We start from the raw sequence: 21,304 nt of genomic DNA on the forward strand, positions 1-21,304 counted from the left end.
CATGGGCGATCCCCCGCGACCGCACGGCTTCCCATGTCCATCTTCCGCTTCGCCCTGGCCCAGTTCGACTTTCCCGTAGGCGCCACCGCGGACAACGCGAAGCGCGTCAAGGCGCTGGCCGATGATGCCCGCGATCGCCTTGGCGCCTCGCTGATCGCCTTCCCCGAGCTGACGATCTCCGGTTATCCACCGGAAGACCTGCTCCAGCGTCCGAGCTTCCTCGAGGCCTGCGGCAGGGAACTGACCGACCTGGCGCCGCAGGTGACGGGCATCGCCGCGGTGGTGGGGCATCCGGCGTCGAAGGGCGTGGTGTACAACGCCGCGTCGCTCTTGCGCGAGGGGCGCGTGGAGTGGACGTACCACAAGCAGGCGCTGCCCAATTACACCGTCTTCGACGAGAAGCGTTATTTCGAGCACGGCGAGGCGACGCGCGTGTTCACGATCGAGGGCGTGCGCGTCGGCATGCTGATCTGCGAGGACATCTGGGAGGCCGAGCCGGCCGCCCACGCCGCCGACGCGGGCGCGGAGCTGATCCTCGTGATCAACGCGTCGCCGTACGACCGCCGGCAGGCCGCGACGCGCGAGGAACTCCTGCGCCGGCGCGCCACCGAGAACGGCGTGCCGATCGCCTATGTGAACCTCGTCGGCGGGCAGGACGACCTGCTCTTCGACGGCCATTCGCTGCTGGTGCAGGCCGACGGCGAGATCGCCGCCCGCGCGCCGTCGTTCGAAGACATGCTGCTGGCCGTGGAATTCGACACGGTGTCGAAGCGTCTGAAGGCCGTCGACTGGCCGGCTGCCGATACGCGTTCGCCGGAAGCGATCATGTACGCGGGCATCGTGCGCGGCATCCGCGATTACATCGGCAAGAATCGGTTTTCCGGCGTGCTGCTGGGCCTCTCGGGCGGCATCGATTCCGCGCTCACGCTGGCGCTGGCCGTCGACGCGCTGGGCAAGGACAAGGTCACCGCGGTGATGATGCCCACCGAGTACACCTCGGACCTCTCGCTGCGCGAAGCGAAGGCGCAGGCCGAGCACCTCGGCGTGGAGTACCACGTGCTGCCGATCGAGGGCATCTACGAGGCGTTCACCGGTGCGCTCGCGCCGGTGTTCCAGGGTCGCGAGCCGGACATCACCGAAGAGAACCTCCAGTCCCGCACGCGCGGCGTGCTCCTGATGGCGATGTCGAACAAGACAGGCAGGCTGCTGCTGTCGACGGGTAACAAGAGCGAGATGGCGGTGGGCTACGCCACGCTCTACGGCGACATGTGCGGTGCGTACGCGCCGCTGAAGGACGTCTACAAGACCACCGTCTACGCCCTGTCGCGCTGGCGCGCCGCGATCGACGGCGCGATCCCGGTCGCCGTGATCGACCGCCCGCCGTCCGCCGAGCTCCGCCACGAGCAGACCGACCAGGATTCCCTGCCGCCCTACGACGAGCTGGATGCGATCCTCGAGCACTTCATCGAGGGCGAGGCGTCCGCGGAAGACATCATCGCCGCGGGACACGACGACGCGACCGTGCGCCGCGTCATCCGGATGGTCTTCGTCAACGAGTTCAAGCGCCGCCAGTCCGCGCCGGGCCCGCGCGTCACCACGAAGGCCTTCGGCCGCGAGCGTCGCTATCCGATCACGTCCGGGTGGCGGTGAGGGGCTAGCGACGCCGTCATCCCGGCGAACGCCGGGGTCCCTCGCGAAGACCGACCGCATCGCCGTGGGCCCCGGCGTGCGCCGGGGCGACGGTGAGGGGTGCTCGCGACGTCGTCATCCCGGCGAACGCCGGGATCCACGTCCTCGGTCTACGGGCGGGCCTTTCCGCGAAAACCGATCGCCTCGCCGTGGGCCCCGGCGTGCGCCGGGGCGACGGTGAGGGGTGCTTGCGACGGCGTCATCCCGGCGAACGCCGGGATCCACGTCCTCGGTCTACGGGCGGACCTCTCCGCGAAAACCGATCGCATCGCCGTGGGCCCCGGCGTGCGGTGCTCGCGACGTCGTCATCCCGGCGAACGCCGGGATCCACGGCCTCGGTCCATGGGCAGGGCGGTGCGCAGGAAAAAGCCGGCTCTCGCCGGCTTTTTCGTCAAACGTGTCGCAGGGGCTCAATGGTGACCCGAGAACGGGATCGCCTTGCGCCAGACCGACGGGTGGTGCGGCCAGTTGGCGTCGGTCAGGTACGGGTGGTCCGGGTAGTTCAGGGCCAGCACCTGGCGGGTCTGGTCGGCCAGCGGCTGGCGGTCGAGGGCGATGTAGCTGCGCGTCAGGATCGCCAGGGCGTCGGCCGTGGCCGGCGACTGCTGGTAGTGCTCGATGACGTACTGGGCGCGGTTGGCCGAGGCGATGTACGCCTTGGTGCGCAGGTAGTACTCGGCGACGTTGATCTCGAAGCGGGCCAGCTGGTTGCGCAGGAAGATCATGCGCTGGCGGGCGTCCGTGGCGTAGGCGCTGTTCGGATAGCGGCGCGTCAGCTGGCTGAAATCGTCGAACGCGGTCAGGTTGAAGCCCTGGTCGCGGCGGGTCGAGGCGCCGTCGCCACGCTGCAGGTAGCGCTCGATGATGCCGCCCGTACGGTCGAAATTGATCAGACCGCGCAGGTAATAGGCATAATCTGCATGCTTGTGGGTCGGAAACGTCTTGATGAAGCGGTTGATCGTCGAGTAAGCGTCGTCCGGCTTGTTGTCTTTGTACTGCGCGTAAGCCAGTTCGATCTGGGCCTGCTCGTTGATGTCACCCGACGGGAAGCGCGCGATCAGTCGCTCGTAGGCCTTCTCGGCCGCGGCGTAGTCGGAATGCTCCAGCGATTCATGGGCGTTGGCATAGAGCCGTTCGACCGGCATCGTGTCGATCGTCTCCTTCTTGCTGCGGAACATCGAGCAGGCGCTCATCGACAGGGCGAGGACGAGCAGAATGGTGATCTTGGTTGCACGCATTGAGAGAGTTCGGATGCTTGAGCGAAACGGCATGATAGCCGAAACCGGCCGCGGGCCGGGCGAGGCGGTATGACGACGGTACGACATGAGGCCACCGTGCCGGTAGCGGCGGCGGGTCGGCGTTTCGACCAGTCGCTGGCCGAGATGTTCCCCGATTACTCCCGATCCCGCCTCACGGGCTGGATCAAGGAGGGCAAGGTGTTGCTGGACGGCGCTCCGGCGGCCCCTCGGCACCTGCTGCGCGGGGGCGAGCGCGTGGAGCTGGAGGCCGAACTGGCCACCGAGGTGGACGCCCAGCCCGAGGACATCGCCCTCGACATCCGTTACGAGGACGACGACCTGATGGTGATCGACAAGCCCGTGGGGCTGGTCGTGCACCCCGGGGCCGGCAATCCGGCGGGGACCATGCTGAACGCGTTGCTGCACCACAGCCCGGCGCTGGCGGAACTGCCCCGCGGTGGCATCGTCCACCGCCTGGACAAGGACACCGCGGGCCTGATGGTGGTGGCCAAGAGCATCGCGGCCCATACGGCCCTGGTGGCCATGCTGGCGCGTCACGACGTCCACCGGCAGTACGAGGCCGTGGTGCTGGGCACCATGGTGGCGGGCGGCACGGTGGACCAGCCGATCGGCCGCCACCAGCACGACCGCCTGAAACAGGGCGTCCGCGACGTGGAGGATGGCGGCAAGGAGGCGGTGACCCATTACCGCGTCCGCGAGCGCTTCCGCGCGCACAGCGTCATCCAGTGCAACCTGGAGACGGGCCGGACCCACCAGATTCGCGTGCACATGGCGCACCTGGGCCACCCGCTCGTGGGCGACCAGCTCTACGGCAACGGCCTGCGGCTACCGCGCGGCGCGAGCCAGGAGCTGATCGACGCCCTGCGCGGCTTCCGTCGCCAGGCGCTGCATGCCGAGAACCTGGCCTTCGAGCACCCGATCACGGGCGAGCACCTCAGCTTCGACTCGCCGCGCCCGGCGGATCAGGAAGCGCTGATCGAGGCGCTCCGGGCCGATACGGCGCTCCATCCCATCGAGGACTGACGTGACCGAGCCCTGGATCGTTCCCGACTGGAGCGCGCCCGAGAACATCGGGTCGGCGGTGTCGACGCGGCTCGGTCCGGGAGTTTCCGTCGCGCCGTACGACCGGCTGAACCTCGGCCTGCGTTCCGGGGACGATCTCGGGGCGGTGATCGCCAATCGCGAAGCGCTGGCCCTGGCCCTGCACCTCCCGGAGCGGCCCCTCTGGCTGAGACAGGTCCACGGGACCGTCGTGGCGGATGCCATGACGCCCGGCGACGACGAGCCGGAGGCCGATGCGGCCGTGGCGCGCGGGCCCGGCAAGGCGCTGGCGATCCTCACGGCCGATTGCCTGCCCGTGCTTTTCGCCTCGGACGACGGCGGGACCATCGGCGCGGCCCATGCGGGCTGGCGCGGTCTCGCGGGCGGCGTGCTGGAGAACACGGTGGCGCGGATGGACGTGCCGCCGTCGACGATCCAGGCGTGGCTCGGTCCGGCCATCGGCGGCCCGTCGTACGAGGTGGGCGCCGAAGTGCGCGCCGCCTTCGTCGAGGCGGATCCCGGCGCGGAGGCCGCCTTCACCCCGACGCGGCCGGGCCACTGGCTGTGCGATCTGTACGCACTGGCGCGCCGCAGGCTGGCGGCGGCCGGCGTCGGACGGGTGTCGGGCGGCGGATTCGACACGTTCCGCGATGCCCGGCTCTACTCGTATCGCCGGGACGGCGCGGCGAGCGGGCGGTTCGCGTCGGTGATCTGGACGAAGTAGCCGGACGCAACCGCATCCGTAGGAGCGGACCTGGCCGCGATGGGCGCTCGCGGCAAGCATCCATCGCGCCCAGGTGCGCTCCCACAGGGGGCATAAGCGAAGTAGCCGGACGCGACCGCATCCGTAGGAGCGGACCTGGCCGCGATGGGCGCTCGCGGCAAGCATCCATCGCGCCCAGGTGCGCTCCCACAGGGGGCATAAGCGAAGCAGCCGGACGCGACCGCATCCGTAGGAGCGGACCTGGCCGCGATGGGTTCTCGCGGCAAGCATCCATCGCGCCCAGGTGCGCTCCCACAGGGGGCATAAGCGAAGTAGCCGGACGCGACCGCGTCCGTAGGAGCGGACCTGGCCGCGATGGGCGCTTGCGACAAGCATCCATCGCGCCCAGGTGCGCTCCCACAGGGGGCATAAGCGAAGTAGCCGGACGCAACCGCATCCGTAGGAGCGGACCTGGCCGCGATGGGTGCTCGCGGCAAACATCCATCGCGCCCAGGTGCGCTCCCACAGGGGGCATCAGGCATGCCGGGTGTCAGGGCGCCGTCATCGGCGTCGGCACGTAGATTTCCGGTTTGACTCGTGGTGGCTCGGTGAGCGCATGCAGGAACGCGTTGCGCCACGTGGTGATGTCGTTGCGTTCGAGCACGTCCATCATCGACTGCCAGCGCATGCGGCGCTCCTTCAGCGGCATCTCCAGCGCGCGCTTCAGCGCCTCGGAAACCTCGTCGAGGTCCGACGGGTTCACCAGCAGGGCGGCGTCCAGTTCCTGCGCCGCGCCGGCGAAGCGCGACAGGACGAGCACGCCCGGATCCTGGGGGTCCTGACAGGCGACGTATTCCTTCGCCACGAGGTTCATGCCGTCGCGCAGCGGCGTGACCAGGCCCACCTTCGCCACCCGGAAGTAACCCGCCAGCACCTTGTGCCCGAAGGACTTGTTGACGTAGCGGATGGGCACCCAGTCCGGCTCGGCGTACTGGCCGTTGATGTGACCGGCGCTGCGCTCGAGCTCACGACGCAACGAGCGGTATTCCGGCACGTCGGAGCGCGAGGGCGGGGCGATCTGCAGCAGCGAGACGCGGCCGCGCATGTCCTTGTGGTCGCGCAGGAGGCGCGCGAAACCCTCGAAGCGCTCCGGGAGGCCCTTGGAGTAGTCGAGGCGGTCCACGCCGATGATCAGCGAGCGGTCGTCGATCGAGGCCTTGAGCCGCGCCACGGCGCCACTGTCTTCCGCCCGGTGCGCCAGCTCCACCGCTTCCGCGGTGTCGATGCTGATCGGGAACACGCCGGCGCGGAAGATGCGTCCGTTGGCGGCGCGAATGCGGCCGCCGGTGCGCATCGCCGCGCCCAGCTCGTGCAGGAAATAGTCCTCGAGCGCGCGCAGGTCGCGCTGCGTGTGCAAGCCGACGAGATCGTACGAGGCCAGCGGCTCCAGCAGTTCGCGGTGCCGGGGCAGGGTGATCAGCAGGCCCGCGGCGGGCAGGGGCGTGTGCAGGAAGAAACCGATCCGGTTCTCGACGCCCAGCTCGCGCAGCATCGCGGCCAGCGGGATCAGGTGGTAATCGTGCACCCAGATGATGTCGTCCTTGCGGAGCAGCTTCGCCACCCGCTTGGCGAAGATCCGGTTGACCCGCAGGTAGCCTTCGAGGTGGTCGCGGCGGTAATCGACCAGGTCGGCCCGATAATGGAACAGCGGCCAGAGGGCCCGGTTCGCGAAGCCGCTGTAATAGTCGTCATGGTCCGCCTTGGACATGTCGATCGTGGCGTAGCTGATGTGGCCGTCCTCGACCTCGTGCAACTCCTTGCCCGTTTCGGCGGCGATGTTCCCGCTCCAGCCGAACCACAGCCCACCCATTTCCTGCAGCGCCGCGTTCATCGCGGACGCCAGTCCACCGGTCTGCGTCTGCTTCGGCAGCGCGACACGGTTAGATATGACGACTAGTCGGCTCATTTTTCGCTCGCGGCTCCTTGCGTCAACAGGGCTTTCACGGAATCCAGCCAAGCATGGACATCGGCCGGGCTAGACAATGTGAACGCCGCTTGTGACGGCTCCCTTTCACCGACGCGGATCGACACGCCGCCGCGCTCGTTGACGACCGCGAAGGCGTGCTCGTCGGTGAGGTCGTCGCCGAGGTAGATGGGCGTGCGGCCGCGGAACGGCGGCGCGTCGAGGAAGGCCGCGACCGCCGCGCCCTTGTCCATCCCGCGTGGCTTGAACTCGTAGACGAAGTTGCCCGGCTGGAGCTCGAACCCGGGGAAGCGCCGGACGACCGCAGGTGCGATCCGGCCGAGCTCGTCGGCACGCTCGGGGTGCTCGCGGCAATGCAGGGCGACCGACCAGCTCTTGTCCTCCACGCGCACGCCCGGCAGCAGGGCCGCGAGATCGTGGACGGCGGCGCGCAAGGCCTTCAGTTCAGCCTCGTCGATCCGGACGGCGGTACGGTGGCCGTCGCCGTCACGCCGTTCGAGCCCGTGCTGGCCGGCGGCCGCCCACTCGCAGCGGGCGAAGATGCGGTCGAGGCCCGAGATGGCGCGGCCGCTGACGAGGGCCATCGCACCGCCGAGGGCGTCGTGAAGCGCATCGAGGGTGTCCATCAGGCCGTCGGCGACGAACACGGCGTCCGGATCGTCGGCGAACGCGAGCAGCGTGCCGTCCGCGTCGAGAAAGAGAGCACTATCGCGGGAGACGAGCTCCACGGGAGGCGAGGGCAGGGTGTCGCGGGCGGCGTTCACGGTGACTCCAGGGACATCGACCCTGTCAGGATGCCTCCGGAGCCGTGAAAAAAGCGCTGCGTCGACCGCCCCCAGCCGTTGAAGGCGCCGGGTGCGGGCCGCATCTGTTTCATCAGAGGCGGTCGCGGGGAGGGCCCGGGGCGCGCCAACATCTTCGGGAGACACCAACCATGCGAATGGACAAACTGACGTCGCGCTTCCAGCAGGCGCTGGCTGACGCGCAGTCGCTGGCCGTCGGCCGCGACAACAACATACTCGAACCGGCGCACCTGCTCGCCGCGCTGCTCGACCAGCAGGGCGGCTCGACGGGTCCGTTGCTGACCCAGGCGCAGGTCAACGTGCCCGCGCTGCGCCAGCGCGTGAGCGAGATTCTTGACCGGCTGCCGAAGGTCAGCGGCCAGGAAGGCAACATCAGCCTCGGCAACGACCTCAACCGCCTGCTCAATCTCACCGACAAGCTCGCGCAGCAGCGTGGCGATCAGTTCGTCGCCAGCGAGTTGTTCCTGCTGGCCGCCCTGGACGACCGTGGCGAGGTCGGCGGCGCGCTGAAAGCCGCCGGCGCGACGAAAGAGCGTATCGAGGCCGCGATCGAAAAACTCCGCGGCGGCGAGAAGGTGCAGTCCGAGAACGCCGAAGAGCAGCGCCAGGCGCTGGAGAAGTACACCATCGACCTCACCGAGCGCGCCGAGAGCGGCAAGCTCGATCCCGTGATCGGCCGCGACGAGGAGATCCGTCGCACGATCCAGGTGCTGCAGCGCCGGACGAAGAACAACCCGGTGCTGATCGGCGAGCCGGGCGTCGGCAAGACGGCGATCGTCGAAGGTCTCGCGCAGCGCATCGTCAATGGCGAGGTGCCCGAGGGCCTGCGCGACAAGCGCGTGCTTTCGCTCGACATGGGCGCGCTGGTCGCGGGCGCGAAGTTCCGCGGCGAGTTCGAGGAACGGCTGAAGGGCGTGCTCAACGATCTTTCGAAGCAGGAAGGTCGCGTGATCCTCTTCATCGACGAGTTGCACACGATGGTCGGTGCCGGCAAGGCCGATGGCGCGATGGACGCCGGCAACATGCTCAAGCCCGCGCTCGCGCGTGGCGAGCTGCATTGCATCGGCGCCACGACGCTCGACGAATACCGCAAGTACGTCGAGAAGGATGCCGCGCTCGAGCGCCGTTTTCAGAAGGTCTATGTGGGTGAGCCGAGCGTGGAGGACACGATCGCGATCCTGCGTGGCCTGAAGGAGCGCTACGCCGTGCACCACGGCGTGGAGATCACCGATCCCGCGATCGTCGCGGCGGCCACGCTGTCGGCGCGCTACATCCCCGATCGCCAGCTTCCCGACAAGGCCATCGACCTGATGGACGAGGCGGCGTCGCGCATCCGCATGGAGATCGATTCCAAGCCGGAAGAGCTCGATCGCCTCGAGCGCCGCCTGATCCAGCTGAAGATCCAGCGCGAGATGCTGAAGAAGGAGCAGGACGACGAGTCGAAGCAGCGCCTTGCCACCCTCGAGGCCGACATCGAAAAGCTCGACCGCGAATTCTCCGACCTCAACGAGGTGTGGAAATCCGAGAAGGCCACGCTGCAGGGTGCGACGAAGATCAAGGAACAGATCGAGCAGGCGCGTCTCGAACTCGAAGCCGCGCAGCGTCGCCAGGACTACGGTGCGATGAGCGAGATCCAGTACGGCCGCCTGCCGGCGCTGGAAGCGCAGCTCGCCGCCGCGCAGCAGGCCGAGAAGCAGGACTTCACGCTGCTGCAGGACCGCGTCACGGCGGAAGAGATCGCCGAGGTGGTCGCGCGCTGGACCGGCATTCCCGTGTCGAAGATGCTCGAAGGCGAGCGCGAGAAGCTGTTGCACATGGAAGAGGCGTTGCACGGGCGCGTCGTCGGTCAGGACGAGGCGGTGCGCGCGGTGTCCGACGCGATCCGTCGCGCGCGTGCCGGCCTGTCGGATCCGAACCGCCCGTACGGCTCGTTCCTGTTCCTCGGCCCCACCGGCGTGGGCAAGACCGAACTGTGCAAGGCGCTGGCCGATTTCCTCTTCGACACGCAGGACGCGATGGTCCGCATCGACATGAGCGAGTTCATGGAGAAGCATTCCGTGAGCCGTCTGGTCGGCGCGCCTCCGGGTTATGTCGGTTACGAAGAAGGTGGCTACCTCACCGAAGCGGTGCGCCGCCGCCCGTACAGCGTGATCCTGCTCGACGAGGTCGAGAAGGCGCATCCGGACGTCTTCAACATCCTGCTCCAGGTGCTGGACGATGGCCGCCTCACCGACGGTCAGGGCCGCACCGTCGACTTCCGCAACACGGTCATCGTCATGACCTCGAACCTCGGATCGAACCTGATCCAGGAGCAGGCCGGCGACAGCGAAGCCGACTACCTGCAGATGAAGGCCTCCGTGCTCGGCGTGGTGCAGGCGCACTTCCGCCCCGAGTTCATCAACCGACTCGACGATCTCGTGGTGTTCCGTCCGCTCGACAAGAAGCAGATCCGTTCGATCGCGCGTATCCAGCTCGATTACCTGGCCAAGCGTCTGGCCGAACGCCAGCTGGGCCTGGAGATCACCGACGCGGCGCTCGACCTGCTCGGCAGCGCGGGCTTCGATCCGGTGTACGGCGCGCGTCCGCTCAAGCGCGCGATCCAGCAGCAGCTGGAGAACCCGCTGGCGCAGCGCATCCTGCAGGGTGCGTTCTCCCCGGGGCAGACGGTGAAGGTGGACTCCGATGGCAACCACCTGAGCTTCGTCGCGGTGTGACCGAAGGGCCATCGTGCATCCCTGCACGATGGCTCTCCCGCCGCCGTCGGCTCAGAAGCGGAAGCCGACCTTAGCGTAGTAGTACCGCCCGTTGAAGCCGAACGGCGACAGCGACGAGTATTGCAGGCCGCTGAAATAGTCCTCGCCGGTGTTCGTGGGGCTCACGCGCGTCGGGTACTGGTTGGTCGCGTTGTCGACGCCGAGCGTGAAGCTCCACGCGTCGAGCGTGTAACCCACGGAGGTGTTGAGCAGCCACCGCGCGGCGAACGTCTGGTCGGTCGACGCGTCCGTCGTCACGCGCGTGACGGTGCCGTACCGCGTGAGGTCCGCGTGCGCACGGAAGCCGGCGAGCGACCAGTCGCCACCGAGGACGAACTTGGTGCGCGGCGTGGCGCGGGTCAGCAGGCCCTGGCTCGCACGGCCGAACAGCTCGATGCCTTCCGACGCGTTCGCCTGCAGGATGGCCGGGGTGGCGGCCACGTCGAGCACCTTCACCTTGTTGTAGTTGCCGCTGGCCATCAGGTTGAACTCGCCGGCGGTCGTCGTCGGGATGCGGTAGTTGATCACGAGGTCCGCGCCGCGCGTGCGCGTGGTCGCCGCGTTGGCGAAGTACTGGACGGCGGTGACCTGCTGGCCGGGCACGACGCTGTTGAAGTACGCGGCGAGCACGGGGTCGGTGAGGCTGATCGTGTCGGAGTAGAGGATCTGGTTCCAGATGCGTATCTGGTACACGTCCAGCGTGGCGCTCAGGTTAGCGATCGGCTCCCACACCGCGCCGATGCCGTAGTTGGCGGATTTCTCGGGCTTCAGCGCCTTCGCGCCCAGGGCGATCGCCGCGGGGTCGGAGGTGCGGTAGGTGCCGGTTTGCGCGAGCTGTCCCGTGCTCGGGTCGATGATGGTCACCACCGACTGGTAGTTCTGCTGCGCGAGCGACGGTGCGCGGAAGCCGTTGGAGATCGTGCCGCGCAGCGCGAACGTGGGCGTGAACTGGTAGCGCATGGAGACCTTGCCCGAACGCGTCGACCCGGCGTCGCTGTAATGCTCGTAGCGCCCGGCGACGCCGGCGGAGAAGCGGTCGGTGACATCGGTTTCGAGATCGACGTAGGCGGCCTCGCTGTGGCGGGTGAAGCTGCCGGCGGCGGAGGGCGGAAGGCCTGGGAAGACCTGCGCACCGCCCGCGTACGGCGCGTCGGTGCCCGGGATCAGCGTCGCCGGGTTGAAGTAGTACGAATCCGGATCGCCCGCGTCGATCTGGTACTTCTCCCTGCGGTACTCGGCGCCGAACGCGAGGGTGAGCGGGTTGGGCAACCAGCCCACGCTGAAATCCTTGCCGATGTCGACGTTGGCGAGCGCCTGCGAGTTCTTGAAGGTGCCCGCGTTGAAATACGTCGGCGAATTGCCGGTGGAATAGAAGAGGTTGGTGTTGATGCTGTTGGCGACGTCGAAGACGAGCGAATTGATGCCGTAGTTGCCCGACGCGTCCCAGCGCCAGCCGCCATCGGTCGTGCCTTTCACGCCGAGGATGGCCGTGCTGTCGTTCGTGTGGTTCACGATCTGCGGAAGGAAGCCGTCCGGGTACACCTCGGGCACGTTGCGCGCGTTCGTGGCGCCGCGGTAGTAGCCGTTCGAGGTCACGTCGCGGCGGCTCAGGCTGAGCACGCCGTACACGTCGACGTTGTGCGCCACGGCGTACTGGAAATTGGTGAGCGCCTGGTACGTCTTGATCGCGGGGTCGCCATAACGCTGGTGCGCGATGTTCCCGTCGGCCGCTTCCTCCGGCGTGAACAGCCCGACGGACGCGGCGCGGTTGGTGTTCATCGAGTTCTGGTAGTTCCACGCGACGCGGAGCCAGCCCTTCGCATCGGCGCCCTTGCCGCCGAGGTCGATGCCCACCGAGCCGTCGATGCCGTTCGTGGCACCGTCGCCCTTGTCCATGATGCCGCCGTTGGCGGTGATCACGTTCGATCCCGCGGCGGCGCCGTGCTTGAGCACGATGTTGATCACGCCCGCGATGGCGTCGGAGCCGTACTGCGCCGCGGCGCCGTCGCGCAGGACCTCGATGTGGTCGATGGCCGAGATGGGAATGGAGTTCAGGTCGGCCGGTGCCGAACCGCGGCCGACGGAGGGGTTGTAATTGACCAGCGCCGAGGTGTGATAGCGCTTGCCGTCGACGAGGACGAGGGTCGCGTCGGGCGACAGGCCGCGCAGGCTCGCCGGGCGGATCGCGTCGTTGCCGTCGTTGATGGCCGGGCGCGGGAAGTCGAGCGACGGAAGCAGGCGGGCCAGCGCGGTGGCCAGTTCGGTGCTGCCGGTGGAGGTGAGGTCGCGTGGCGTGAGCACGTCGATCGGGGAGAGCGAACTGGCTTCGGTGCGCGTCGTCGATCGGGTACCGGTCACGACGACCTGGTCGAGCTGGCGTGCCTCGCTCGCCGGCGGCGGGGTGCTGGCATCTTGCGCGTAACCCGGTGTCACGATCATGAGTCCCAGGGTCGGCAGCCAGCGGGTGGCGGGTTTGCGTCGGAGGATCTTGCCTTTCGTCATCGGTGGGTTCCCCAGGGCGAGCTCGTCGTCACGCGGGGCGCGGCACACCCCGCGACACGGCCGGCGGCCGTGCTGGAATCCAAGCTAGGCAGGGCTGCTGCGGCGCGTCAATAAGACGGTTTCACTTTGCGCCAATAAGGGGAAAAACGCAGAGAATGTCTCCTGAATTATAGGGTTGGTACGAAATTGGCTTGTCTCTCCATTTTGGTGCAAGGCGGAATCGTGACCGCGCCGGAGCTCGTCGCGATGCCTCGCGCAGCGGTCTCCGCATTGAAAAGGGGCGATGCCGCCCGATAATGGCCGGCTGGTACATCCGAGGACGTCTTCCCATGCCCATCTACGAATTCCAGTGCCAGGCCTGCGGCCACCGCTTCGAACGGTTGCAGAAGATCTCCGACGCCGACCCCACCGTGTGCCCGAACTGTGGCGAGCCGCGCGTCGGCCGGATGCTGAGCGCGCCGCAATTCCGGCTCGCAGGCGGTGGCTGGTACGAAACCGATTTCAAGAAGGACGGCGATCGCAAGCGCAATCTCGTCGAAGGGTCGACCGGCGCGCCCGCGGCGAGCCCCGCGGCCGCGCCCGCTCCGGCGCCCTCGCCGGCGCCCGCGACCGGTAGCAAGCCCTCGTCCGACTGAGCGTCGAGGCCAACGCCGGATAACCGGAGCGGCGGCCTACACATGTGCTCGGCAGATTCCTACGATCCGTTCAAACATCGTTTCGTATTCCTCCGATAGCTTGGCGCCACACACATCGGAGGTAGGGACATGAAACGCATTCTGGGACTGGCCGCCACCGTCGCGCTCGGCGCCGCCGCGTTCACGGCCGCGCCCGCGGCGCACGCGCAGCGGGGTGGCGACACCGTCAACTGCTACAGCGACAACGGGCGTCGGTCCTACTGCCGGGTGCCGTGGCGCGACGCCCGGCTGGTTCGTCAGGATTCGAAGACGGCCTGCATCCGTGGCCGCACCTGGGACATCGACCGCGGCGGCCTCTGGGTCGACGACGGCTGTCGCGGCATCTTCCAGGAGGCCCGTGGCTGGGGCGGCGGACGTCCGGGCGGTGGCTGGGGCCACGATGACGACGATCGCCCGGGCTGGGGCGGCGGGCGTCCCGGTGGTGGCGGCGGACAGATCGTCAGCTGCGACAGCAACGACAACAAGCGCGTGTTCTGCCGCTGGCCCGTCGGCCGCGGTGCCCGCCTCGTCCAGCAGACCTCGAAGAACCAGTGTCGCGAGGGCTACAGCTACGGCTTCACCCGGGACGGCATCTGGGCGGATCACGGCTGCCGGGGTCAGTTCGACATCGGCCGCTGAGGCCGTTTCCGGCAGGTGGGTGACCCCGGCTCGTGATACGATCCGGGGTCTTTTCCCCCGCCTTTGATCGCCCACGCGGCAGCCGGAGCTCCAAGCGCATGCGCACCCATTTTTGCGGCCTCATCGACGAGTCGCTGATCGGCCAGGACGTCACCCTTTGCGGGTGGGTCAACACCCTCCGGCTGCAGAGCCACGTGGCCTTCGTCGACCTCCGCGACCATGAGGGCGTCGCCCAGGTCGTGATCGAACGCGAGAACGCCGACGCCTTCGCCGTCGCGGGCGAACTGGGTTACGAATACGTGGTCAGGGTCACCGGGCAGATCCGCAAGCGTCTGTCGGCGAACGACAAGCTGAAGACCGGCACCGTCGAACTGATCGCCGACAAGGTCGAGATCCTCAACGCCGCGCGCGACCTGCCGTTCGCGCTGCACGAGAATCCGAACGAGGACATGCGGATGACCTACCGCTACCTCGACCTGCGCCGTCCGGAGATGCAGAAGATGATGCGCACGCGCACCGCGCTGGTGCGCGAGCTGCGTCGCTACCTCGATGCCGCGGGCTTCCAGGACATCGAGACGCCGATCCTCACGAAGGCCACGCCGGAAGGCGCCCGCGATTACCTGGTGCCGAGCCGCGTGCATCCGGGCCAGTTCTACGCGCTGCCGCAGTCGCCGCAGCTGTTCAAGCAGATCCTGATGATGGCGGGCTTCGATCGCTACTACCAGATCGCCCGCTGCTTCCGCGACGAGGACCTGCGCGCCGATCGCCAGCCGGAATTCACGCAGCTCGACCTCGAGTTCGCGTTCGTCCAGGAGCACGACGTGCAGGACTTCGTCGAAAACCTCATCCGCCACGTGTTCCGTGAGGTGCGCGGCGTCGAACTCGACGCCAGCTTCCCGCGCATGACGTACGAGGAGGCGATGCGCCGCTTCGGCTCCGACAAGCCCGACCTGCGCAACCCGCTCGAACTCGTCGACGTCGCCGACGCCGTGAAGCACATCGAGTTCAAGGTGTTCGCCGAGCCGGCGAACGATCCGGCCGGACGCGTGGCCGCGCTGCGCGTGCCCGGTGGCGCCGAGCTTTCGCGCAAGGACATCGACGGCCTCGCCGAGTACGCCGGAAAGTACGGCGCGAAGGGTCTCGCCTGGCTGAAGGTCGACGACCTGGCCAAGGGCCGCGAGGGCATCAACTCGCCGGTCGCGAAGTTCCTCGACGACGCCGCGCTCGCCCAGGTGCTCGCGCTCACGGGCGCCGCCAACGGCGACATCGTGTTCTTCGGCGCGGGTCGCTGGAAGACGGTCACCGACTTCATGGGCGCCGTGCGCCTGAAGGTGGGTCGCGATCGCGGCCTGGTGGAGAACGCCTGGAAGCCGCTGTGGGTCACCGACTTCCCGATGTTCGAATACGACGAGGAAGAGAAGCGCTTCGTCGCGCTCCACCACCCGTTCACCGCGCCGAAGGTCGACGACATCGCCGATCTGCGCGCCAACGCGGCCGTCGCGGTGAGCCGTGGTTACGACATGGTGCTCAACGGTAACGAGATCGGCGGCGGTTCGATCCGTATCCATCGCCCCGAGATGCAGAGCGCGGTGTTCGACCTGCTCGGCATCGGTGCGGAAGAGGCGCAGGGCAAGTTCGGCTTCCTGCTCGACGCCCTGCGCATGGGCGCGCCGCCCCATGGCGGCCTGGCCTTCGGCATCGACCGCATCGCCGCCCTGATGGCCGGCACGGAATCGATCCGCGACGTCATCGCCTTCCCGAAGACCACCAGCGCCCAGGACCTGATGACCGACGCGCCGTCGCCCGTCTCCGAGCCGCAGCTGAAGGAACTCCACGTCCGCGTCGCCGCGGAGCCGGCGAAGGCCTGATCCTCGTGGAAGACGTCAGCGCCCCGCAGCCCGATGTCCTGTTGTTGCACGGGTTGTGGATGCGCGGCTTCGCCATGGCGATGCTGCACCGTCGCCTGCGCGAGGAGGGTTTCCGGGTCCACCAGTTCGAATACATGAGCGTCGCCGCGCCGCCGGAACAGGCGATCGCGCGGCTGCGCAAGCGTATCCGCAGCCTGGAGCCCGGGCCGGTGCACGTGGTGGGGCACAGCCTCGGCGGCATCCTCGCGCTGCTGGCCTGCCGCGACGACGACCTGCCGGACGGCCGCATCGTCTGTCTGGGCTCGCCGCTCAATGGCAGCGGCGCCGCGCGGGGGCTCACGCACCGTTGGGGTGGCGACATGCTGCTCGGGCGCTCGAAGGAACTGCTCGAGCACGGCCTCGACCGCTGGGATGGTCATCGCGAGGTCGGCGTGATCGCCGGCCGCCAGCCGGTGGGCCTCGGCTCGCTCGTCGGCGACGTCGGCTCCGAGCACGACGGTTCGGTCGGCGTGGAAGAGACGCGCCTGCCCGGCCTGACCGCCCATTGCATCCTCGAGACCAGCCATACCGGCATGCTGGTATCGGCGGACGTGGCACGCCAGGCGGCGGTGTTCCTCAGGGAAGGGCGGTTCGACACCGAGGCGTGACCGGCCGCGCGCAAGGCGCGCTCCTACGCTAGAATCCCGCCCCTGTCCTTCCGGTATCACCAGGAATCGAACATGGGTAGAGGCCCTTCCATCGAAGGTCGCAAGAACGCCGAAGACGCCAAGCGCGCCAAGGTGTTCACCAAGCTGATCCGCGAAATCACCATCGCTACCCGCGGCGGCGTGCCCGACCCGAACGGCAATCCGCGCCTGCGCGCGGCCGTCGACAAGGCGCTGGCCGCGAACATGACCAAGGACACCATCGAGCGCGCCATCAAGCGCGGCTCCGGTGCCGACGGCGGCGCGGACATGCACGAGATCCGCTACGAGGGCTACGGCCCGGCGGGCACCGCGCTGATCATCGACTGCGTCACCGACAACCAGACCCGCACCGTCGCCGACGTGCGCGCGGCGCTGAACAAGCTCGGCGGCAACATGGGCACCACCAATTCGGTGGCGTTCCAGTTCACCCGCGTGGGCCAGGTCGTGGTCCACACCGGCGGCGACGCCGATGTCGAGGCGAAGCTCGAGGAAGCCGCCATCGAGAACAACGCCGAGGACATCGTCATCGAGAACGGTGTCGGCACGGTGCTGCTCTCCGCCGATCCGATCGCGGTGGAGGCCATGCGCAAGGCGCTGTCGACGGCCGGTTTCGACATCGACGGCTCCGACGTCGTCATGCGTCCGAACGGCCCGCTGGTCACCCCGACCGGCGAAGCCCTGGAGCAGTTCCAGAAGCTGCTCGAACGCCTCAACGGGCTCGACGACGTGGACGAGGTCTACCACAACGCCGTCCTGCCGCAGGAAGCGGACGACGAGTGAGGCCCTTGCGGTCTCCTTCGCCACGCGCGCAAGCTGCCTTCCGTCATGACCCGCATTCTCGGCATCGACCCGGGTAGCCAGCGCACGGGCGTCGGCGTCATCGACGTCGCGCCCGGTGGCGCCATCAGCCATGTCTGGCATGGCGCCCTCGTGGTGGTCGGGGAGGAAACCTTTCCCCTCCGCCTGAAACGCATCTTTGACGGGTTGTGCGGCATCATCGGCACGCACGGTCCGGCGGAAGCCGCGATCGAGCGTGTCTTCATGGCGCGCAACGCGGATTCGGCCCTCAAGCTGGGCCAGGCGCGCGGCGCGGCCGTCTGTGCCGTGGTCAGCCAGGGAATCGTCGTGCACGAATATGCAGCGACCGAGGTCAAGCAGGCGGTGGTCGGTACCGGCCGCGCCGACAAGACCCAGGTCCAGCACATGATCGGGATGATCCTCGGCATCAAGGGTCCGCTGCAGGCGGACGCCGCCGACGCGCTGGCGATCGCGATCGCCCACGCGCATACCCGGTCCAGTATCGAACGCGTGGGTATCCCGCGCACGGCATGGAGACGTCGCCGATGATCGGCCGCCTGCGTGGCACTCTCATCACCAAGCAGCCGCCGTCGCTCCTCATCGAGGTGGGCGGCGTCGGTTACGAAGTCGACGCCCCGATGTCGACGATCTACGACCTCCCGGCCACGGGCAAGGAAGTGACCCTCCTCACGCATTACGCGGTGAAGGAAGACGGCGTGGCGCTCTACGGCTTCCTGCGCGAAGCCGAGCGGGCCATGTTCCGCCACCTGCTCAAGGTCAGCGGCATCGGCGCGAAGATCGCGCTGGCCGTGCTTTCGGGCGTGGCGACGGACGAACTCTCGCGCCTGGTGCATGCCGGCGACGTCGTGGCGCTGACGAAGATCCCGGGTATCGGCAAGAAGACCGCCGAGCGCATGGTGGTCGAACTGCGCGACCGCGTCGACGCCGTGGGCGTGCGGCTGCCGGTGAGCGCCGTGGGCGACGCGGCACCGGTCGATCCGGTGGGCGAGGCGACCGTGGCCCTGCAGCAACTCGGTTACAAGCCGGTGGAAGCCTCGCGACTGGTCCAGAAGGCCGCCGCAGACGGTGACACCGCCGAAGCCATCATCCGCAAGGCGCTGCGCGCCGCGTTGGGGACCTGATCCATGGGCCAGCACAACCACGCCGAAGAGCTGCAGAACGCGCACGGCAAGAAACTCGCCGCGCTCGCGCTCGGTGCCATCGGCATCGTGTTCGGTGACATCGGCACCAGCCCGCTGTACACCATGAAGGAAACGCTCGGCACGCACGGTATGACGCCCGAGCCCATGGCCGTGCTCGGCGTGCTCTCGCTGATCTTCTGGTCGCTGCTGATGGTGATCTCGCTGAAGTACGTCACGTTCGTGATGCGGGCGGACAACAAGGGTGAGGGCGGCATCATGGCCCTGATGGCCCTGGCCCAGCGAAGCATGAGCGGATCGCCGCGCGCGCGCTGGGTGCTGGCCGCCATCGGCATCTTCGGCGCGTCGCTGTTCTACGGCGATGGCGTCATCACGCCGGCGATGTCGGTGCTCTCCGCCGTCGAAGGCCTGGAAGTGGCGGCACCATCGCTCGACACGTACATCCTGCCGATCTGCCTCGTGATCCTGCTGGTGCTGTTCGCCATCCAGCGCCACGGCACGGAGATCGTCGGCAAGGCGTTCGCGCCGGTGATGACGACCTGGTTCCTCGTGCTCGCCTGGCTCGGCCTGCGCCAGCTGATCGCGCACCCCGAGGTGCTCTGGGCGCTGAATCCGAAGTACGCGGTGCACTTCTTCATGGAGCACGGGCGCCAGGCGTTCATCGCGCTGGGCGGCGTGGTGCTGGCGCTGACCGGTGGCGAGGCCCTCTACGCCGACATGGGCCACTTCGGCAAGAAGCCCATCCGGATGGCCTGGTTCTTCTTCGTGCTGCCGGCGCTGCTCATCAATTACTTCGGTCAGGGCGCGCTGCTGCTGCACCATCCGGACGCCATCGAGAACCCGTTCTACAAGATGGTTCCCGAGGACCTGCTCTACCCGATGATCGCCCTGGCGACGGCCTCGGCGGTGATCGCCTCCCAGGCGGTCATCTCCGGCGCGTTCTCGATGACCCGCGAAGCCATGTCGCTCGGCTATTCGCCGCGCATGGCCGTCGTGCATACGTCGCATGAGATGTCGGGCCAGATCTTCGTGCCTTGGGTGAACCGCCTCCTGCTCGTGCTGGTGTTCCTCGCCGTCATCGGCTTCCGCTCGTCGAACAACCTCGGCGCGGCGTACGGCATCGCGGTGACCGGCACGATGACGATGACCACGCTGCTGGCGCTGGTCGTCGCACGCCGCCGCTGGCACTGGCACTGGTCCGCGGTCATCACCGTGGGCGTCATCTTCCTCATCGCGGACCTGGCCTTCTTCGGCGCCAACGCGCTGAAGATCGCGCACGGCGGCTGGTTCCCGCTGGTGCTGGGCGTGGTGATCTTCACGGTGATGACGACGTGGCGGCGGGGCAGGGACCTCGTCGTGCGCGAGATCAAGCAGTCGGGCCTCGCGCTGGAACCGTTCGTGGCGAACATCGCCGACCATCCGCCGGTGATCGTCCCCGGCACGGCCGTGTTCCTCACCGCGAACCAGAACGCCGTGCCCCACGCGATGCTGCACAACCTCAAGCACAACAAGGTGCTGCACGAACGCAACGTGCTGCTGACGGTGGAGATGCTGGAAACGCCCGTCGCCGATTACGACGAGCGCATGGAAGTCATCGAGTACGGCAGCGGCTTCTACGGCCTGCAGCTGCGCTACGGTTTCGCGGAAGACCCGAACATCCCGCTGTCGTTGTCGCGCGCCAGCGCGAAGGGCCTCGACTTCGACATGATGGACACCACGTTCTTCCTGTCGCGCGAAACCATCGTCGCGGACGTCCGCCGCCCCGGCATGGCGATGTGGCGCGACAAGCTCTTCGCCTTCCTCGCCCGCAACGCGCTACCCGCGACCGCGTTCTTCCAGATCCCGGGCAACCGGCTGATCGAGCTGGGCGCGCAGGTGGAAATCTAGCGCTGGCGTGAGTGCGGCCGGCGGCGCGCGAAGGGTGCTCGCAAAGAGCACCCTTCGCGGCGAACCGCTTACGGGATCAGGAATCCACCAGCGTCCGGGCGATTTCCAGAAGGCGGGCCTGGGCCTGTGGCGCCGGGCGGAAAGGATGTCGCGAGCTGTTATCCACACGCGGTGTGGATACGCCCTGCATAACCGTGTGGACAAGTCCGCTTCGCGCTTGGGCGTCAACGGCTTGCGTTGTGCTGATCAGTTCTTGAGCACCGTCGGTGGGCAGTGTAGGAGCGCGCCCTGCGCGCGACATGTTTTGGCCGTGAGCTTCAGGGCCTGAGCTCCTCGCGAAAGGATGTCGCGCGCAGGGCGCGCTCCTACAGCCGCGTTATCCACATGTCGTGTGGATACGCCTTGCATAACCGTGTGGACAAGTCCGCTTCGCGCTTGGGCGTCAACGGGTTGCGTTGTGCTGGTCAGTTCTTGAGCACCGTCGGTGGGCCGTGTAGGAGCGCGCCCTGCGCGCGACATGTTTTGAGGCCGTGGGCTTCAGGGCCTGAGCTCCTCGCGAAGGGATGTCGCGCGCAGGGCGCGCTCCTACAGCGGTGTTATCCACATGCGGTGTGGATACGCCTTGCATAAGCGTGTGGACAAGTCCGCTTCGCGCTTGGGCGTCAACGGCTTGCGTTGTGCTGATCAGTTCTTGAGCAGCGTCGGTGGGCGGCGTAGGAGCGCGCCCTGCGCGCGACATGTTTTGGCCGTGAGCTTCAGGGCCTGAGCTCCTCGCGAAAGGATGTCGCGCGCAGGGCGCGCTCCTACGGAGGCGGTACGGCCATTGCGTTTGGCGACGAGTTGATATCGCGGGTGGAC

Annotated in this window: 16 protein-coding genes; 12 read left to right on the top strand and 4 right to left on the bottom strand. The window is 67.9% G+C overall.

Going from position 1 to position 21,304, the window contains the following annotated elements:
• Positions 1–33 precede the first annotated feature (33 nt).
• Positions 34–1,650 carry an NAD+ synthase gene (locus J2X58_RS17995; RefSeq protein WP_310050083.1) on the top strand — a complete coding sequence of 539 codons (1,617 nt, stop codon included), beginning with the start codon at positions 34–36 and terminating at the stop codon, positions 1,648–1,650.
• Positions 1,651–2,099: 449 nt separating this feature from the next.
• Here J2X58_RS17995 and J2X58_RS18000 read toward each other — a convergent pair whose 3' ends face one another.
• Complete coding sequence (locus tag J2X58_RS18000) at positions 2,100–2,927, bottom strand: outer membrane protein assembly factor BamD (RefSeq protein ID WP_090180725.1); 828 nt, start codon at positions 2,925–2,927, stop codon at positions 2,100–2,102.
• A gap of 69 nt (positions 2,928–2,996) precedes the next feature.
• Between J2X58_RS18000 and rluD the strand changes: the two genes are divergently transcribed.
• A complete protein-coding gene (gene rluD, locus J2X58_RS18005; RefSeq protein ID WP_310050085.1) occupies positions 2,997–3,971 on the top strand; it encodes a 23S rRNA pseudouridine(1911/1915/1917) synthase RluD in 975 nt (324 codons plus the stop codon).
• Position 3,972: 1 nt separating this feature from the next.
• Positions 3,973–4,713: a peptidoglycan editing factor PgeF gene (pgeF, locus tag J2X58_RS18010; protein WP_310050087.1), complete on the top strand. Its 741-nt coding sequence runs from the start codon at positions 3,973–3,975 to the stop codon at positions 4,711–4,713.
• A 529-nt stretch (positions 4,714–5,242) separates the two neighbouring features.
• Here pgeF and otsA read toward each other — a convergent pair.
• Both otsA and otsB read right to left on the bottom strand, forming a co-directional pair.
• Complete coding sequence (gene otsA, locus J2X58_RS18015) at positions 5,243–6,658, bottom strand: alpha,alpha-trehalose-phosphate synthase (UDP-forming) (protein ID WP_090055210.1); 1,416 nt, start codon at positions 6,656–6,658, stop codon at positions 5,243–5,245.
• Positions 6,655–7,440 (bottom strand): trehalose-phosphatase, encoded by a 786-nt coding sequence (gene otsB, locus J2X58_RS18020; protein ID WP_310050090.1) that lies wholly within the window; start codon positions 7,438–7,440, stop codon positions 6,655–6,657. The genes otsA and otsB overlap by 4 nt, the downstream gene beginning before the upstream one ends.
• A gap of 170 nt (positions 7,441–7,610) precedes the next feature.
• On the opposite strand from otsB, the gene clpB reads away from it, so the two are divergent.
• Positions 7,611–10,193, top strand: coding sequence for an ATP-dependent chaperone ClpB (clpB, locus tag J2X58_RS18025; protein ID WP_310050091.1), 2,583 nt, complete (start codon positions 7,611–7,613; stop codon positions 10,191–10,193).
• 51 nt (positions 10,194–10,244) lie between these two features.
• On the opposite strand, the gene J2X58_RS18030 is transcribed toward clpB, so the two are convergent.
• Entirely contained in the window at positions 10,245–12,671 is a 2,427-nt protein-coding gene (locus tag J2X58_RS18030) for a TonB-dependent receptor (RefSeq protein ID WP_310050120.1), read from the bottom strand.
• A gap of 392 nt (positions 12,672–13,063) precedes the next feature.
• Between J2X58_RS18030 and J2X58_RS18035 the strand changes: the two genes are divergently transcribed.
• The 8 genes from J2X58_RS18035 (at position 13,064) to J2X58_RS18070 (ending at position 20,446) form a co-directional block, all read left to right on the top strand.
• Entirely contained in the window at positions 13,064–13,369 is a 306-nt protein-coding gene (locus tag J2X58_RS18035; RefSeq protein ID WP_310050093.1) for a zinc ribbon domain-containing protein, read from the top strand.
• A gap of 129 nt (positions 13,370–13,498) precedes the next feature.
• Positions 13,499–14,047: a DUF3011 domain-containing protein gene (locus J2X58_RS18040; protein WP_310050095.1), complete on the top strand. Its 549-nt coding sequence runs from the start codon at positions 13,499–13,501 to the stop codon at positions 14,045–14,047.
• Between the two features lie 98 nt (positions 14,048–14,145).
• Complete coding sequence (gene aspS, locus J2X58_RS18045; protein ID WP_090180742.1) at positions 14,146–15,915, top strand: aspartate--tRNA ligase; 1,770 nt, start codon at positions 14,146–14,148, stop codon at positions 15,913–15,915.
• A 5-nt stretch (positions 15,916–15,920) separates the two neighbouring features.
• Positions 15,921–16,562, top strand: coding sequence for an alpha/beta hydrolase (locus J2X58_RS18050; protein ID WP_255364602.1), 642 nt, complete (start codon positions 15,921–15,923; stop codon positions 16,560–16,562).
• A gap of 72 nt (positions 16,563–16,634) precedes the next feature.
• Positions 16,635–17,381, top strand: coding sequence for a YebC/PmpR family DNA-binding transcriptional regulator (locus J2X58_RS18055; RefSeq protein ID WP_310050098.1), 747 nt, complete (start codon positions 16,635–16,637; stop codon positions 17,379–17,381).
• Positions 17,382–17,426: 45 nt separating this feature from the next.
• On the top strand, positions 17,427–17,948 hold the full coding sequence (gene ruvC / locus J2X58_RS18060; RefSeq protein WP_090055196.1) for a crossover junction endodeoxyribonuclease RuvC: 522 nt from the start codon (positions 17,427–17,429) through the stop codon (positions 17,946–17,948).
• Positions 17,945–18,541, top strand: a complete 597-nt coding sequence (ruvA, locus tag J2X58_RS18065; RefSeq protein ID WP_090055927.1) for a Holliday junction branch migration protein RuvA — start codon at positions 17,945–17,947, stop codon at positions 18,539–18,541. Before ruvC ends, ruvA begins: the two co-directional genes overlap by 4 nt.
• A gap of 3 nt (positions 18,542–18,544) precedes the next feature.
• Positions 18,545–20,446, top strand: coding sequence for a potassium transporter Kup (locus J2X58_RS18070; RefSeq protein ID WP_310050103.1), 1,902 nt, complete (start codon positions 18,545–18,547; stop codon positions 20,444–20,446).
• The last annotated feature ends 858 nt before the right edge of the window (positions 20,447–21,304 follow it).

The organism is Luteibacter sp. 3190 (assembly GCF_031456385.1).
Taxonomy (GTDB): domain Bacteria; phylum Pseudomonadota; class Gammaproteobacteria; order Xanthomonadales; family Rhodanobacteraceae; genus Luteibacter.

What these genes read in the sequence shown, in the direction of transcription:
- J2X58_RS18055 (WP_310050098.1), top strand. Translation starts at nt 16,635, where the DNA reads ATGGGTAGAGGCCCTTCCATCGAAGGTCGCAAGAACGCCGAAGACGCC.
- J2X58_RS18040 (WP_310050095.1), top strand. Translation starts at nt 13,499, where the DNA reads ATGAAACGCATTCTGGGACTGGCCGCCACCGTCGCGCTCGGCGCCGCC.
- J2X58_RS17995 (WP_310050083.1), top strand. Translation starts at nt 34, where the DNA reads ATGTCCATCTTCCGCTTCGCCCTGGCCCAGTTCGACTTTCCCGTAGGC.
- clpB (WP_310050091.1), top strand. Translation starts at nt 7,611, where the DNA reads ATGCGAATGGACAAACTGACGTCGCGCTTCCAGCAGGCGCTGGCTGAC.
- aspS (WP_090180742.1), top strand. Translation starts at nt 14,146, where the DNA reads ATGCGCACCCATTTTTGCGGCCTCATCGACGAGTCGCTGATCGGCCAG.
- J2X58_RS18070 (WP_310050103.1), top strand. Translation starts at nt 18,545, where the DNA reads ATGGGCCAGCACAACCACGCCGAAGAGCTGCAGAACGCGCACGGCAAG.
- otsA (WP_090055210.1), bottom strand. Translation starts at nt 6,658, where the DNA reads ATGAGCCGACTAGTCGTCATATCTAACCGTGTCGCGCTGCCGAAGCAG.
- ruvA (WP_090055927.1), top strand. Translation starts at nt 17,945, where the DNA reads ATGATCGGCCGCCTGCGTGGCACTCTCATCACCAAGCAGCCGCCGTCG.
- J2X58_RS18000 (WP_090180725.1), bottom strand. Translation starts at nt 2,927, where the DNA reads ATGCGTGCAACCAAGATCACCATTCTGCTCGTCCTCGCCCTGTCGATG.
- rluD (WP_310050085.1), top strand. Translation starts at nt 2,997, where the DNA reads ATGACGACGGTACGACATGAGGCCACCGTGCCGGTAGCGGCGGCGGGT.
- ruvC (WP_090055196.1), top strand. Translation starts at nt 17,427, where the DNA reads ATGACCCGCATTCTCGGCATCGACCCGGGTAGCCAGCGCACGGGCGTC.
- J2X58_RS18030 (WP_310050120.1), bottom strand. Translation starts at nt 12,671, where the DNA reads ATGATCGTGACACCGGGTTACGCGCAAGATGCCAGCACCCCGCCGCCG.
- J2X58_RS18035 (WP_310050093.1), top strand. Translation starts at nt 13,064, where the DNA reads ATGCCCATCTACGAATTCCAGTGCCAGGCCTGCGGCCACCGCTTCGAA.